We start from the raw sequence: 14,641 nt of genomic DNA, 5'->3' as shown, positions 1-14,641 counted from the left end.
CGGAGGATCCGGCGAGAGGGTTCCTCCAACAGCTATGGACGCGAGGTCTCGCGGTCAAGGGGCTCGATCACCTCATCCAGCAGCGGATCGGGTAATGCCATCAGGCTGCGGGTCGCGGTCCACAGGATGGTGGTCCGAACCGCATGTTCGGGATAGATCAGCCGTAACGCCGCGCGGTAGGCCGCCATCTGGCGAAGGATGCCGTCCGGCGTGGCCTCGGGGCGATCGGGGACCACGGCGTTGGACTTATAGTCGATGGCCAGAACCTCCCGCTCTCGCAGGATCAGCCGGTCGACGGTGCCGTGCAGCGGGCCGATGCCTGGAACGGTAGCAGTCAGCCGGACCTCGCGCAGGATCGTAGCGTCGGGGGCGGGTTCCATCACCTCGGCCAGTTCGGGTGCCTCGATCACGCCCCGCGCCTCGGCCAGCAAGGCTTCTATCTCGTCCCGATCCGGCAGGCCGCCTTCGGCCCCTGCCAGAGCCGCCCGGGCCAGGGTCGGCCAATCCTCGGCAGGCGAACCGGGCAGATGCTCCAGCAGCAGATGCAGACGGGTGCCGCGCAGCATGGCGGCGGCGGGATCGGCGTCCTCCATCGAAGATCCCAGCACCTTGGCACCGGCAAGCGAGGTTGCCGCAACGGGGCGCGGCTGCCGGGGAGGCGTCGCGGCCCGGCGCTGCGCCCATTCAGGAAGCGAAATCCGGCCGGCTGACGCGGCATCGGCGGCAATCTCGTCATCGGGCCAGTTGCCGAAGGACAGGCGCCGCCCGGTGCCGATGCCTTCGACCTCGATATTGCTGGAATCCAACTCGACCCGGCCCGCGCCCTCGGCGATCATGCCGTGCCAGCTTTCAAGCCCGGTCCCGGTGTCACCCGCCGCGGCCACGATCAGCCAGCTTTCCGCCCGTGTCATCGCCACATAGAGCAGCCGCCGCCGTTCCTCTTCCTGTCGCCGGGCCTGTGCGCCGACCGCCTCGGCCACGGGCTCGGGACGCTCCGAGACACTGCCGCGCCATACCTGCATATCCGCGACCCTGACGGTGCGGGCGCGGCTGTCGGCACGTCGTTTCTGTGTCTCGGGCAGGATTACCACCGGGCTTTCCAGCCCCTTTGCCCCGTGCACCGTCATGATCCGGATCAGTCCGCCCGAGCCGCCGGGAAGCTGGCGCTTGACCTCGACCTCGTCGCCCGACAGCCAGACAAGAAAACCGGTCAGCGAAGGCGGCTCGACCGTCTCATAGGCCAGCGCCTGCGACAAAAGCTCGTCGATGCCATCCTCGGCCTCGACTCCCAAGCGGGCCAGCAGGGCGTTGCGCCCGCCATGCCGGGTCAGAAGCCGCGAGATCAGGTCATAGGGGCGGATATAATCTGTCCACCTGGCCAGATCGTTCAGGATATCGCGGGCCTGCTCATGCGGTGATTCCCGCAATCTCTGCCACAGGGTCATGCGCCCGCGTCCGGAAGCGAGCCGGTAAAGGTCGTCCTCGGACAGCCCGAACAGCGGTGAACGCAGGGCTGCCGCGAGCGAAAGATCGTCCTCGGGCGTTACCAGCGCCGAGAGTGTCGCGGTGATATCGCGCACAGCGAGTTCCGCCGCCAGCTTGAGCCGGTCTGCCCCGGCCACGGGCAGGCTCAACGCCTTGCATTCGCGGATCAATTCCTCGAACAGGCCCGAGCGGCGCTGGACAAGGATCTGGATGTCGCCGGGGCCGATGGCGCGGACCCGTTCGGACTTGGTGTCAAAGATGGGCGTGCCGATCATCGCCTGTATCTGCCTGGCGACGGCGCGGGCCAGCAGCGTGTCAGCGGCATTCTCGGCAGGTGCATCGACCGGCTCGGTCCAGTCGCCATGCTCGGGCTTGTCCGGCTCGGGAACAGGCGGCCAGATATCCACCCGCCCCGGCAGGCTGTCGCGGAAGGCGATATGGCGCGGCGGATCCCCCAGCCCCTCTGCGGCGCCGTTCCGGAATACCGCATCGACCAGCGACAGGATCGCCGGGGACGAGCGGAAGGAATGCGACAATCCGCGTTGCTGCATGGGGCGCTGGATCGCCTGGAAATCCTTGTCGAACAGGCCACGCATTTCCTCGAAAACCGCGATATCGGCACCCTGGAAGGAATAGATCGACTGTTTCGGATCGCCGACGACGAACAGTGTGCGCGGATGGGTACTGGCACCCGCGCCGCTGGTGAATTCGTCGGTCAGGCTGCGAATGACCTGCCATTGCTCGGGGCTGGTATCCTGCGCCTCGTCCACAAGGATATGATCGATACCGCCATCCAGCCGCCAGAGCACCCATTGCGCCATGCTGGATTCCCGCAAGAGCCGGGCGGTGCGGCGGATCAGATCGTCGAAATCCAGCCAGCCATGCGCCGCCTTGCGCACCACCAGACGCCGCGTGAAAGCGTGGGCAAAGCGGTGCAGCGCCAATGTCTTGCGCGCGATGGCAAGGCCGAGCATCCGGGGGCGGCTGTCCTGCACCCGCTGCATCAACGCTTCGAGATCGGGCATCAGGGACGCGCAAGGGCCGCTACGCAGTTCCTTGGTCGGAAGGCCGCCGATTTTCGCGGTGAAGGGTTCTTTCGCCTTTTCGCCAGTCAGCAACGTGTCCACCAGCAATCTGAACTCGACCGGCATCGGTGCGGACCAATTGCCCTGCCGCAGCTTGTCGGCCAGCTTCTGATCGCTGGATTTGCCGCCTTGCAGGATCGGCACCAGCGCCGCAAACAGGTCGCTCTCGCCGCCATCGAAAACTTCGGCCAGCAATGCCCCTTCGTCCAATCCCGGCGGCAGGTTCAGTCCCGCCCAGATCGCATCTGCGTCGGGCGGATATTCGAAATCGGCTTCGGACAGCCCAGCCAGGAAACTGTCCAGGTTGTCGCCTGAATGCAGCGCCGTCAGATCGAGGATCGCCGGATCGCCCTCATCCGCCATCTCCTCCACGATCTCGGCGCGCAGGGCGCGGGCGCTGCGGTCGTCAAGCTCGGCAAAGCCCATCGGCACCCCGGCCTCCAGCGGAAAGCGCCGCAGCAAGGCCGCGCAGAAGCTGTGGATGGTCTGCACCTTCAACCCGCCCGGCGCCTCGATCGCACGCGCGAACAGGCGCCGGGCCTCGGCCAGGTCGGGATCGCCGCTTTCTCCCAATTGCTCGAGCGCTTTTTTCAGCGTTGCCTCGGGCAGCATCGCCCATTCGCCCAAGCGCTTCAAAAGGCGGTTCTGCATCTCGGTCGCGGCGGCCTTGGTATAGGTCAGGCAGAGGATGCGTTCCGGCGCTGTCCCGGCCAGCAAGAGTCGCGCCACCCGGTCAGTCAGCACCCGCGTCTTGCCCGATCCCGCATTGGCCGTCAGCCATGTCGATTTCGCCGGATCCGCCGCTTCGGTCTGATTGCGGGTCGCCTCATCCATGATCGCCGACCTTCCCGGGTTGCGCGGAATCAGCCAGCGACCACTCGCCATATCGCGCGAGATGATCGTAGTCGCCCGTATAGCTGGTCTTTTCAGGCGAGCGCATGGAAGTGAAACCGATATCGCCCGAAAGGTAGGCGCCGACCAGCCGGACAAATCCGTCCCAGCTCCGGGCCTCCATCTCGGGGGAGTATTCGCGCTCATGGGTCCGGCCCTCTCCGCCAAGCTGGATATAGCGGATGCCTGCCACATCGACAGGACCGAGCGCATCGAAACCGCCGCGTCGCGCCATCGCGGCCTCGAGGATCAATTGCTTGTCGAAATGCGCGATCTGCCTGTCGGTGGGCGGAGAGCCGGACTTGTAGTCGTAGATCGTCACCCGCCCGTCATTCAGCAGATCGATCCGGTCGGGCTTGGCAGTCAGGCGAAAATCCATTCCCGCGAGCGAGACCGCCCCGCGCCTTTCGATTACTTGCGGATGGCCCTCGGCCAAACGGGTCAGTTCATCCGCCACGATCCGGTCGGCGATCGCCTCCATCCGGGCCTGCCAGAAGGCGCGGGCGGCGGGCCACGGAACCTCTTGCCGCAACACTTCGGCAGTGATGCGCAGGAACTCGGCGCGCATCTGGTCGGCGGCGATGTCGGGGCTCGGGTTTGTCTTCAGCAATCGCTCGACAATGCTGTGCAGGGTCTGGCCGCGCAGGGCGGCGTCGGGTTCCGGGCGCAGGGGGTTCAGCGGGCGAAGCCCGAGAGCGCGCTTGGCATAGACGGCGTAGGGATCACGGATCAGCAGCGAGATATCGGTGACCGGCAGTTCGCGGAATGCCGGAGCGGGAGGAACGGGGGATGGGCGCGGGGCGGGCCGGATCTCTCCTTCGGGGCGAGTCAGCGCCTCGGCCATCGCCAGCCATTCCGCGCCACGTTTCCGCATGTCGGCCAGTGCTTCCGGGCCGCCACGGTCCGGCAATCCGGCCATCAGGTTGGTCAGCCTGTTCAGCCAGCGCGATGGGATGGTTTCGGCCTCGGCATTGCGCCTGGCGCGGGTCAGGATCACCCGCTTGGCGGCGATGCCTTGCTGAAAATCATGCGCAGCCAACCCGATCTGCCGTTCGGGCAGGGTCAGTCCGGCCTGCCTGCGCATCTGCCGCGACAGCCATGGGTCGGGATCAAGGGGCTGGGGCCATTCGCCCTCGTTCAGCCCCGAGAGAATGACGGTGCCATGTCCTTCGGTCCGTGCCTCCCTCGGGCCACGAATGCGCAGCAGGGGATGCGTTTCAACATCGTCGCGGATCGATTGCGCCTGCAACTCGTCCGTGAGCAAGGCCGCGAAATCGGCGGGAGACAAGGGCGGACCTTCGCCGGCATGCGTTGCCATGTGATCCATTATGACTGCGGTCTGTAACCCTGTCTTTCCGCTCCACAACGCAGAGTTTCCGGCATCACCATCTGGCCCGGCCGCCAGGGTCTCTGCCAGAGTTCGCAGATCCGCCAGCCGATCGGGCAATGGACGGGGGGCATGATCGGCCTCGAAACCCGCGATCCGGTCGAGGATACCGGCCAGCCATTCGGCCCATGTCTTGCGCGCCTGATCTCCCTTGCTGGCCCAATCGCGCAAGGCATCGCCATCGGGAAAGGCCGGGCCGCGGGCACGAAGACGCAACTCCAGTTCGCGCGCCTGACGGCGGGCCTCGTTTGAACCGAACAGCTCCGAGCCGGTTGCGGTCATCGGGTGCTTCAGCAGGATCAGCAGCCGATCGATGGTCAGCGACTGGCCAAACAGGGATGCGAGATGACGCAGGAACAGTCCTTGCGCGGTCAGGTGCAGCGGCTGGCCGGAACTGTCATCCGGGCGCAGATGCCAGCGATCCAGCGCCGCAACAACCCGCCGGATCAACCCGCTATTGGCGGCAATCAGCGTGATTGGTTTATTCGACCCGGCTGCCTCGCGCATGATCAGCGCGATGGTTTCGGCCTCGCTGCGGGGCTGGTCGGCCTCGATCAGTGTGAGGCCCTCGCAGGCTCGCATCAGGTCGGGAAGCGATGGGCCATCAGTGATCCATTGATCGGTGACCGGGGCGGGACGCAAGGCAAGCGAGACCAGCTTGTTTCGGTCCGGTGCGGGGGCCTTGGTCTTGGTCCAGGGGCGCGGATGGCCCGCCGCTTTCACCAGAGGCGCAAAGCGTGCCTGCGGGTGGTCCTCGCCTTCCTCATCAAGCCTGTCCCAGATTTCCCGCGGCTGGTCGAAATCGAAACCGGGCAGCACCACGGCACCATTGGGCAATCCCGCAACCGCCTGCATGAAGGTCCGTGTCGCACCATGCGAGCCGGTCGAACCCGCAACGATCACCGGCGCAGCCGGCAGGTTCTCCTCTCTGGCCCATTGGGCGGCAGCCAGTTCGGCGCTGGCACGCTGTCGGGCGGGGCGATCGACCGGCGTGCCGGTCAGATAGAACTGCGCGGCGATGCGCAGGAACCCGAGCGCGTCCTGCCAATGCCGGGCGTGATCGCCGGTATCGATGCGCTCCAACGCCTCGGGTCCACAGCCTTCGGATTGCATCTCGACCATCAGCCCGGTCAAAGAACGGGCCAGTTCAGGGACCGAATGACCCGCTGCCAGATCGGGGCGCGTCCGTAGCAGCTGGTCGATCAGCCGCGCCAGTTGCAACCTGCGGGCCAGCGGCGCGACCAGCGGCCCTTGATTCGCTGCCGGTCCGGCGCCGAGATCGGTGATTACGCGCAGCTGCGGCAGCAATAAGGGGCCGTGGCAGTCGAAAGCCTGTTGCAGAGCCGTCAGGGTGCGGCCGGAATTGGCATAGATGGTGACGCGGGCGATCGCCTCGGGTGGCTGGCCCGCCATGCGTCCGAGGAATCCTGCCACGAACTCCCCGGCGAAATCGACACCGGGAGGAAGCGCGAAGAGGCCGTTTTCCCACTCAGCCATCGGCCAGCACCGCCTCGGCAAGCGGGATCGCCTCGGGTCGGCCGACATCGCACCAGCCGCCCGTATGAATCATCCCGAAGGCACGGCCCTCGGCAATCAGCACATCCCAGATTCGATTCAGCGAGAACACCTGATCGGGGATCTCGGCCAGCCGCTCCGGACGGATCATATGCGCGCCGGCATAGACGAAATCGCCGCGGCGAGTGATCCGGCCAACTACATCCATCGAGAAATCCCCACCGCCGACCCGTGCCGTCGCGGTCGCGAGAGGCACCAGGGCCAGCAACGCATCCATCCGGTCATCCCAGGCCTCGCACAGTGCGGTAAGGGGATTGGGTCCGGTCCAGACGACGTCGGGGTTCAGGGTCATCACCGGCCCTGTGCCCAGCAGCGGCAGGGCCTTGCGCAAGCCTCCGCCAGTGTCCAGCAGCAGGTCGGTCTCGTCGCTGATGGTCACGTCCTGCCCTGCCAGGTGATCGGCGATCTGCTCGCCCAGATAATGACTGTTGACCACGATCGGCGAGAGCCGGGCCTGCCTGCCCATCGCCAGCGCGCGATCCAGCAACGTCTGGCCCGCGACTTCGATCAGGGGTTTGGGGCGGTTGTCGGTCAGGGGCCGCATCCTCGTGCCCAGCCCGGCGGCGAAGATCATCAGGGCTGGGCGCATTGGCGGCGGATCCTTTCGATAATGTCGGCATCGGGGGCGGGCAGATCGCTGATTATCGCTGCCAGAGATGCAAGCGCGGGATGGGAGAGGTCACGGCGGACATATTCCCAGACCCGAGGCATGAAACGCAGATAGCGAGGCTTGCCGTCGCGGATGCAAAGGCGGGTGAAAATTCCCACGATGCGCAGGTTCCGCTGTGCTCCGAGCAACGCATAGGCGGCGCGGAACCGATCCTCGCCCAATCCTGTCGCCTCCAGATATCGGGATATACAGGCGGTTTCGATCTCTTCCGCGACATCGCGGCGGGCATCCTGCAGGGCCGAGACCAGATCATAGGCGGGATGGCAGGCCACGGCGTCCTGATAGTCGATCAAGCCAAGCGGAGTATCGCCGCGCCAGATCAGGTTCTCGGCATGAAAATCGCGCAGGCTGAGGACCGGCGGAATATCGGCGGCGAATTCGGCGTGCAGCCGGGCAATCTCGGGGGCGATCCCCTTGGCCATCTCGGCGGAAACACCGACCGCCTGCGGATACCATTCGGCGAACAATCCGACCTGATCGGCAAGGGTCGGCCCGTCCAGTGGGGCAACGAAATCGGGAACCGGATGGCGGTGCAGGTCTATCAGGAAATCGGTGATCCGATTATAGATCGCGGGGGCCATGCCCGGGTGGTTCTCCAGCACCCGTGCCACGAGGTTGTCGCCCAGATCCTCGACCAGCAACAGTCCCGCCTGCTGATCTTCGGCGAGGAGTTCGGGCGCGCCGAAACCGTGGCCGCGCAGCCAACGGGTCATGGCGACGAAACGCGGCACGTCACCCGAAGGATCGTCCATCAGGACCGCATTGCCCCCGGGCCCGGCCAGCCGGAAATAGCGCCGGGCCGAGGCGTCCCCGGCCAATGGCTCGACGCGTGCCTCCGCCCATCCCACACCGTTGGCGAAACAGGCGCGCCGGATCGCCCGCCGCGTATCGATTCCTCCGATCAGGGTGATCTCGCGCAGGGCCGGATCGGCATGATTGGAGAACGCAACAGTCATGGCACCCTCGGGCAGCGCCTCCATCCGGTCGGGCCATTCGATCAGGCAGATGGCCTTGCCCTGTGCTTCATCCAGCCCCAACTCGTCCAGTTCCGACGGGTCGGTGAGGCGGTAGAGATCGGCATGCCAGATCTCGGTTCCCATCGGGTCGTCATAGGTCTGCACCAGCGTGAAGGTCGGGCTGGGCACATCCTCGGCCGCCTCGCCCTGGCGGGCGCGGATGAAGGCGCGGGCGAAATGCGTCTTGCCCGCCCCGACCGGACCGTCCAGCAGGAGTGTCTGGCCGGGCCGGGCCGTGGCCGCCAGCATGCGGGCAAGGGCGGCGGTCAGGTCTTCATCGGCGATCAGGCTATGTGTTGTCATGAGCCGCTTCTACCTTGTGGAATCCGCTGTGCAAATGGCCATTGCCGTGTGAGATTACGGATCGGTTGATATTGATTGGAGATCACGAGATGCTGCGTATTGCCGCTCTGCTGACGGCATTGGCCGGACCGGCCTTTGCAACACAGGAATATATCCTGCCGACACTGTTCGACGTGACGGGAGTGGCGGCGGATGACGTGTTGAATATCCGCGCGCAGCCGAATGCCGGGGCAGAGATCATCGGCACGCTGGCCCCTGATGCGACAAAGATCGAGGTGGTCGAAGAGACGAAAGGCTGGGGGCGGGTGAATAGCGGCGAGGCTTCGGGTTGGGTTTCGATGGCCTATCTCGCCTATCGGGTGGATGTCTGGGAGGACGGCGAACTGCCCGATGGTTTCCGTTGTTACGGGACAGAGCCCTTCTGGGGGCTGGAACGACAGGCCGGCCAGCTTCTTCTGAGCCGTCCCGACATGGAGGACGACACGCGGCCCATTCAGGCAGTGATGGGAACCGGAGTATTCCGTGATCCGATGCGGGCGATTCTGGCAGAGGGGATGACGGTGACATCTACGCGGGCCATTTGCTCGGATGGAATGTCAAACCGGCTTTTCGGCCTGGAGGCGCATGTCATCCTGCAGGATGATGAGCCAATGATGCTCTCGGGCTGTTGTTCGATCCAGCCGTGACCGGTGAGGCTTTCGCATCCCGCGAAGGCTGGGGCTCTGCCCGTCGCCGGCCGGTTCTCGAACCAGTGGTGCCCAATCCGGCGACCCCTGGGATACTTGCAAGAAGAAGGGAACGGCTTGCTTGCATGGCCCGCGAAGTGACTACCCCAAGCCCAGCACATCCGCCATGTCGTATTCTCCCGGCCCCTTGTCCTGTCCCCACAGGGCGGCGCGGATGGCACCGCGGGCGAATATGGCGCGGTCGGTGGCAAGATGGCGGAGCACGATCCGCTCTCCCATCCCGGCAAAGATCACATCATGCTCGCCGACCACGTCTCCGCCCCGAATGGCGGAAAAGCCGATGCTGCCTGTTTCGCGTGGACCAGTGATGCCCTCGCGCGCGGGAATCCGCAGATCGGCCAGCCTGGCGCCGCGCCCCTCGGCGGCGGCCTCGCCCAGCATCAGGGCGGTGCCAGAGGGAGCGTCGACCTTGTGGCGGTGATGGGCCTCGACCACCTCGATATCCCAATCCTCGCCCAGTGCGGCGGCGACCTTGCGGGTCAGGCCGACCAGCAGGTTGACGCCAAGACTCATATTGCCCGCGCGTATGATCGGCGCGTGGCGGGCGGCGGCTTTCAGATGCGCGAGATCGTCGTCATCAAGCCCGGTCGTGCCGATCACATGCACGGCGCGGGCCTGCGCGGTCAGCTCGGCGAAGGCCACCGTCGCCGCCGGGGAGGTGAAATCGATGACCGCCTGCGCCCGCGCGATCTCTGTCACCGGGTCATCGCTGACCACCACGCCTACCGCAGCCCCGCCCATCGCCTCGCCGATATCGCGGCCGATCCAATCATGTCCCGGACGCTCCAGCGCGCCGACCAGCCTGGCCTGATCGCTTTCCAGAAGCAGCCGGATAAGCATCTGCCCCATCCGGCCCGATGCGCCCGTCACCACGATTCCCGGCAATCCGGCTTCTGCCTTTTCACTATCACTCATCTGTCACCCCCGTGCTTTCTTGCGTCATATCCCGTTGCTTTGCCATCCGCGACCCCCTACATCGGGACGCATGGCACAGAACCGCTTTTCTCATGGTAAAGGCCCGTCACAGCGACAGCTGCGCGTGGGCGAATTGATCCGGCGCACTCTTTCCGACGTACTTTTGCGCGGGGATGTGCATGACCCGGATCTGAACCGTCATTCGATCACCGTGGGCGAAGTGCGCACCTCGCCGGATCTGAAAGTGGCGACGGCCTTCGTGCTGCCCCTGGGTGGATATGAGGCCGAGGAGGCGCTGGAAGCGCTGAGGCGCAATGCGCCCGAACTGCGTCACCTGGTCGCCAGGGAAATGACGCTGAAATATGCGCCGCAGCTGCGTTTCCAGTTGGACGAGACCTTTGATCGCATGGACGATACGCGACGCATATTTGCCGATGAGCGGGTTCGGCGCGATGTCGAGGCCCCGGATGACGATGAGGCTTGATTTGCGGCGCCGGCTTGGCGTTGCGGCAGGAATGGTGCTGGCGATGTCACTGCCCGCCGCTGCCGCCGAATGCGGCAAGATGAGCCATGACGGCAACGGTTATGTTATCTGCGAAGTGGCGGCAGAGCAGGAACCCGCGCTGAAGCTTTGGCAGGACGGGGCGGATGGCAGGCCGCTGCGCAATTTCAGCAATGTCCGCAAGATGCTTGGCGAGGGAGAGAGCCTGTCTTTCGCGATGAATGCCGGGATGTTTCATCCCGATTATCGCCCTGTCGGCCTGCTGATCGTCGATGGTAAGGAATTGTCGCCGATCACCACGGCGGCGGGCGGCGGCAATTTCGGGATGCTGCCGAACGGAGTATTCTGCACCGGTGGGTCGCGGCCGTTCCAGGTGATCGAAAGCCGGGCCTTCGCCAAGGTTCGGCCGGGTTGCCGGCTGGCGACGCAATCGGGACCGATGCTGGTGATAGACGGTGATCTGCACCCGCGTTTCCTTGTCGATTCGGACAGCCGCTATGTCCGTAACGGCGTGGGCGTCTCACCCGATGGGCAAACCGCTTGGTTCGCGATCTCGGACCGGCCGGTGACCTTCCACGAATTCGGGCGGTTGTTCCGCGACGGATTGGGTGTGCGCGATGCGCTCTATTTCGACGGCTCGATCTCGCGGCTTTATGCGCCGGGGGTAAACCGGGCGGATTTCGGGCGCAGTCTCGGGCCGATCATCGGGCTGGTGGAAAGCGCCGGTTGACGGGCGGGACACCCGGGGCTATGCCCTCGGCCTTCCAATTCGCGAGGTTCCGATGGCACGCAAGAAGGGCCGCAACATTAATGGCTGGCTGATCGTGGACAAGCCTGCGGGCGTGACCTCGACTTCGGTCGTGAACAAGCTGCGCTGGGCGCTGGACGCGAAGAAGGCAGGTCATGCGGGGACGCTGGACCCGGATGCGACGGGGGTTCTGGCGGTGGCTCTGGGCGAGGCGACCAAGACCGTCAGCTATATCACCGACGCGCTGAAATGCTATGATTTCACGGTGAACTGGGGGGCGGAGACCACCACTGACGATGCATCCGGAGAAGTGATCCGGCGCTCGGATATCCGTCCGGAACCGGCGCAGATAGAGGCGGCGCTGGCAGGGTTCAGAGGCGAGATCATGCAGGTTCCCCCCGCCTATTCGGCGGTCAAACTGGATGGCGAGCGTGCCTATGATTTGGCGCGCGAGGGCGAGGAGGTCGAACTGGCCGCCCGTCCGCTCTGGGTCGAGGGCCTGTCGCTGATCGAGGCGGATGGCGACACCGCGCGGTTGGAAATGGTTTGCGGCAAAGGTGGCTATGTGCGGTCCATTGCCCGGGATCTGGGGCGCGAGCTGGGCTGCCTTGGTCATGTCGCAGGGCTGCGGCGGGTGTGGTCCGGGCCGTTCGATGTCGAGGACGGCGTGGCGTTCGAGCGTATCGACCGCGAGGCGCAGGTATGGCTGGAAGAGCGGCTCTTGCCGCTGGAGGCCGCGCTGGAGGACATGCCGATGCTGCGGGCCACGCCCGACGGCGCCCGCCGGATCCGCAATGGCAATCCGGGCGAGGTGACGGGTACCGCCGAATGGGGGCAGGCGGTTTGGGTCAGCGATGCCGAGGGGCCTGTCTGCATCGGCCGCTATCAGGGCGGCACGGTTCAGCCCGAGCGCGTTTTCAACCTGTAGATCTCCACGGAAACAACCGTCCTTGGCTCAGCCCTTCTTCTTCATGCTGAATATCCCGGGGAGGCGCGCGTAGCGCGGCGGGGCAGAGCCCCGACATTCCATTCAAAACCGGCAAATTCCGATCCTGCAGGCAGCACCAAAAGCGCTCTACGGGCCTGTTTCAACAATCCGCCGTCATCCGGGCCTGCGGATGCCCAGGAACGGCCCGTCGCCTGCTGCGTCTATCCGGGCGATGGCGTCGGGAATGCTCTCGCGGATCACCGCCATCTTCCATGCGGTGGCGTGGATCATCAGATCGGCCGAGATCGCCAACGCGACGTGGCCCGGCCAGAACAGCAGGTCTCCGCGCCGGATCTCTTCCGCTTCGGGAAAGGCGTCGCGTTGCAGGTCGCTGTCGCCGGGGCAGGGGATGCCGCATTCGGTCAGGGCGATCTGCACCAGTGCCGAACAATCCAGCCCTGAACGGCTGTTTCCACCCCACAGGTAAGGCGTGCCCAACAGTGCGTCGGCGACCTCGATCGGATCATTGGCGGGCCGGTCGCCGATATGAGAAAGGGGCACGTAGCCGCCGGTGGCAAGGCGGGCGAAGCGCCCTTCTGTTCCCTCGACCGCCAGCCTTGCACCGATGGAGAGCAAACATGTCTCGGGCTGCTTCATGTCCGCGGCGGGATAGAGATGAGTCGCCGGTGCCCTCACCCGATGGGTGATCGGGGGCAGGTCGGTGCTGAGCACCTCCTCGGGCAGCCAACCGCAATAGCCATCCAGCGCGGCCTGCACAAAGGCCCATCCGTCCCGGCGCTCGACAATCGTCAGATCTGCGCCGAAATTCACCTGCCGGTCACGGCGGCCATCGGGTGCGCTCATCAGATCGGCGAGAGGGACGGCCATCCGCGCCGGCTCCCCGGCGGTGTATTCCGGACGGTCGAGCTTGCCGCGCAGGCTTTCGAGTGCAACCCGTTCGGTGGCGGGGGTCAGGCGCCGGTCATGGTTCATTTCACAAGGTCGGGCAAGGCGGCAAGGATGGCGCGCGCGCCCTGACCGACACCGCCCTTTGGGCGTCCCGGTGCGGCTGTGGGCTGCCAGCCATAGATATCCATATGGACATAGCGCCCCGCGCCTTCGGCAAAGCGGCGCAGGAACAGTGCGGCAGTGATCGAGCCGGCCATGCTGCCCGAGGGGGCATTGTCCAGATCGGCGATGGCGGGTTCGATCATCGTCTCGTAAGGCTCCCAGAAGGGCATGCGCCAGAGCGGATCGGCGACTGCCATGGAGGCCGCCGAGATTGCCTGCGCGGTGGCGTCGTCATCGCAGTAGAAGGGCGGGATGTCGGGGCCAAGCGCCACCCGCGCCGCGCCGGTCAGGGTGGCCATCGAGATCATCAGATCGGGGTTTTCCTCGGCCCCCAGGGTCAGCGCATCGGCCAGCACGAGCCGTCCCTCGGCATCGGTGTTGTTTACCTCGACGCTCAGCCCCTTGCGGCTGCCCAGCACATCGCCGGGGCGAAAGGCGTTGCCCGCGATACTGTTCTCGACTGCCGGGATCAGGACGCGCAGCCGCAAGCCTTGCGCCGCACCGGTTCCCGCCAGCATCTTCAGCAGGCCGAGAACCGTCGCCGCCCCGCCCATGTCCTTTTTCATCAGACCCATGGAAGAGGGGGGCTTGATGTCCAGCCCGCCGGTATCGAAACACACGCCCTTGCCGACCAGGGTCAACAAAGGCCCGTTGTCGCCAAGGCGGATATCGATCAGGCGAGGTGCCTGCTCGGCGGCGCGGCCGACCGCATGGATCATCGGGAGGTTTGATTTCAGCAAGGCGTCGCCCGTGGTCACCTCGATGCTGGCGCCGATCTCGTTGGCCAGCTTGCGCGCTGCAGCCTCGAGCTGCTTGGGCCCCATGTCGCTGGCCGGGGTATTGATAAGGTCGCGGGTCAGAAACTCGCCCGCCGCGATGGCCAGCACCCGTTCGGCATCCACACCGTCCGGGCAAACGAGGCGCGCATCCTCTGCCGGGCTGCCCTTGTAGCGGGTAAAGCGATACTGCCCCAGCAGCCAGCCAAGCGCCGCCTCTTCCGCGTTGTGGTCACCGGGCAGCGCCGCCAGCCGCCAGTCGCCCTTGGGCAGAGAGGCGGCGGCGCGGGCGAAGGCAAAGCGCTCGCGTCCGTGATGCGCGGGATCGCCAAGCCCGAACAGGGCGCCGGACAGCCCGCCATCCGCATCTGGCAACAGGCATATTTCCCCGGTCTTGCCGGTAAAGCCGCAAGCGGCTGGCCAGTCGCCCGCCCCGGATTCGGGCGGAATTTCCGCGCCCTTCGCAACCGGCCATATCGGCAGGGCCAGATCCGGGGAGGAAGCGAATTGGAGCGGCATGGCGGGGTTCCTTCGTTATTTGCG

The 14,641-nt window shown here is 65.7% G+C and carries 11 protein-coding genes; 4 read left to right on the top strand and 7 right to left on the bottom strand.

Going from position 1 to position 14,641, the window contains the following annotated elements:
- Positions 1 to 32: 32 nt before the first annotated feature.
- The 4 genes from addA to tsaE are packed head-to-tail and all read right to left on the bottom strand — an operon-like array spanning position 33 to position 8,412.
- The gene (addA, locus tag C9E81_RS12270; protein ID WP_166461895.1) at positions 33 to 3,404 is read right to left on the bottom strand and encodes a double-strand break repair helicase AddA; all 3,372 of its coding nucleotides are present in this window, start codon (positions 3,402 to 3,404) and stop codon (positions 33 to 35) included.
- Positions 3,397 to 6,345 carry a double-strand break repair protein AddB gene (gene addB / locus C9E81_RS12265; protein WP_122112641.1) on the bottom strand — a complete coding sequence of 983 codons (2,949 nt, stop codon included), beginning with the start codon at positions 6,343 to 6,345 and terminating at the stop codon, positions 3,397 to 3,399. The genes addA and addB overlap by 8 nt, the downstream gene beginning before the upstream one ends.
- Positions 6,338 to 7,012 carry a nucleotidyltransferase family protein gene (locus C9E81_RS12260; protein WP_208021163.1) on the bottom strand — a complete coding sequence of 225 codons (675 nt, stop codon included), beginning with the start codon at positions 7,010 to 7,012 and terminating at the stop codon, positions 6,338 to 6,340. The genes addB and C9E81_RS12260 overlap by 8 nt, the downstream gene beginning before the upstream one ends.
- A complete protein-coding gene (gene tsaE / locus C9E81_RS12255) occupies positions 6,997 to 8,412 on the bottom strand; it encodes a tRNA (adenosine(37)-N6)-threonylcarbamoyltransferase complex ATPase subunit type 1 TsaE (protein ID WP_122112640.1) in 1,416 nt (471 codons plus the stop codon). Before tsaE ends, C9E81_RS12260 begins: the two co-directional genes overlap by 16 nt.
- An 89-nt stretch (positions 8,413 to 8,501) precedes the next feature.
- On the opposite strand from tsaE, the gene C9E81_RS12250 reads away from it, so the two are divergent.
- A complete protein-coding gene (locus tag C9E81_RS12250) occupies positions 8,502 to 9,098 on the top strand; it encodes a COG3650 family protein (RefSeq protein WP_122112639.1) in 597 nt (198 codons plus the stop codon).
- Positions 9,099 to 9,239: 141 nt separating this feature from the next.
- Here the strand turns inward: C9E81_RS12250 and dapB are convergent, their stop codons facing one another.
- Positions 9,240 to 10,073, bottom strand: a complete 834-nt coding sequence (gene dapB, locus C9E81_RS12245) for a 4-hydroxy-tetrahydrodipicolinate reductase (RefSeq protein ID WP_122112638.1) — start codon at positions 10,071 to 10,073, stop codon at positions 9,240 to 9,242.
- Positions 10,074 to 10,143: 70 nt separating this feature from the next.
- Here dapB and rbfA point away from each other — a divergent pair, with 70 nt between their 5' ends.
- The 3 genes from rbfA to truB are packed head-to-tail and all read left to right on the top strand — an operon-like array spanning position 10,144 to position 12,251.
- The gene (rbfA, locus tag C9E81_RS12240) at positions 10,144 to 10,557 is read left to right on the top strand and encodes a 30S ribosome-binding factor RbfA (protein ID WP_122112637.1); all 414 of its coding nucleotides are present in this window, start codon (positions 10,144 to 10,146) and stop codon (positions 10,555 to 10,557) included.
- Complete coding sequence (locus C9E81_RS12235) at positions 10,547 to 11,305, top strand: phosphodiester glycosidase family protein (RefSeq protein ID WP_122112636.1); 759 nt, start codon at positions 10,547 to 10,549, stop codon at positions 11,303 to 11,305. The genes rbfA and C9E81_RS12235 overlap by 11 nt, the downstream gene beginning before the upstream one ends.
- Before the next feature lie 52 nt (positions 11,306 to 11,357).
- Complete coding sequence (gene truB, locus C9E81_RS12230) at positions 11,358 to 12,251, top strand: tRNA pseudouridine(55) synthase TruB (protein ID WP_122112635.1); 894 nt, start codon at positions 11,358 to 11,360, stop codon at positions 12,249 to 12,251.
- 174 nt (positions 12,252 to 12,425) lie between these two features.
- On the opposite strand, the gene C9E81_RS12225 is transcribed toward truB, so the two are convergent.
- Both C9E81_RS12225 and C9E81_RS12220 read right to left on the bottom strand, forming a co-directional pair.
- Positions 12,426 to 13,244, bottom strand: coding sequence for a C40 family peptidase (locus C9E81_RS12225; protein ID WP_122112634.1), 819 nt, complete (start codon positions 13,242 to 13,244; stop codon positions 12,426 to 12,428).
- The gene (locus tag C9E81_RS12220; RefSeq protein ID WP_122112633.1) at positions 13,241 to 14,617 is read right to left on the bottom strand and encodes a leucyl aminopeptidase family protein; all 1,377 of its coding nucleotides are present in this window, start codon (positions 14,615 to 14,617) and stop codon (positions 13,241 to 13,243) included. Before C9E81_RS12220 ends, C9E81_RS12225 begins: the two co-directional genes overlap by 4 nt.
- Between the last annotated feature and the right edge of the window lie 24 nt (positions 14,618 to 14,641).

Origin of the sequence: Paracoccus alkanivorans, from assembly GCF_003697785.1 — a bacterium.
In the GTDB taxonomy this organism is placed as follows: domain Bacteria; phylum Pseudomonadota; class Alphaproteobacteria; order Rhodobacterales; family Rhodobacteraceae; genus Paracoccus; species Paracoccus alkanivorans.
The sequence above is the reverse complement of the archived record's forward strand: the minus strand, read 5'-3'. Positions and strand labels throughout refer to the sequence as shown.

Bases quoted from the DNA above. Each gene is read 5' to 3' on its own strand.
- dapB (WP_122112638.1), bottom strand. From the start codon at position 10,073: ATGAGTGATAGTGAAAAGGCAGAAGCCGGATTGCCGGGAATCGTGGTG.
- truB (WP_122112635.1), top strand. From the start codon at position 11,358: ATGGCACGCAAGAAGGGCCGCAACATTAATGGCTGGCTGATCGTGGAC.
- addB (WP_122112641.1), bottom strand. From the start codon at position 6,345: ATGGCTGAGTGGGAAAACGGCCTCTTCGCGCTTCCTCCCGGTGTCGAT.
- C9E81_RS12235 (WP_122112636.1), top strand. From the start codon at position 10,547: ATGAGGCTTGATTTGCGGCGCCGGCTTGGCGTTGCGGCAGGAATGGTG.
- C9E81_RS12250 (WP_122112639.1), top strand. From the start codon at position 8,502: ATGCTGCGTATTGCCGCTCTGCTGACGGCATTGGCCGGACCGGCCTTT.
- C9E81_RS12220 (WP_122112633.1), bottom strand. From the start codon at position 14,617: ATGCCGCTCCAATTCGCTTCCTCCCCGGATCTGGCCCTGCCGATATGG.
- C9E81_RS12225 (WP_122112634.1), bottom strand. From the start codon at position 13,244: ATGAACCATGACCGGCGCCTGACCCCCGCCACCGAACGGGTTGCACTC.
- C9E81_RS12260 (WP_208021163.1), bottom strand. From the start codon at position 7,012: ATGCGCCCAGCCCTGATGATCTTCGCCGCCGGGCTGGGCACGAGGATG.
- rbfA (WP_122112637.1), top strand. From the start codon at position 10,144: ATGGCACAGAACCGCTTTTCTCATGGTAAAGGCCCGTCACAGCGACAG.
- tsaE (WP_122112640.1), bottom strand. From the start codon at position 8,412: ATGACAACACATAGCCTGATCGCCGATGAAGACCTGACCGCCGCCCTT.
- addA (WP_166461895.1), bottom strand. From the start codon at position 3,404: ATGGATGAGGCGACCCGCAATCAGACCGAAGCGGCGGATCCGGCGAAA.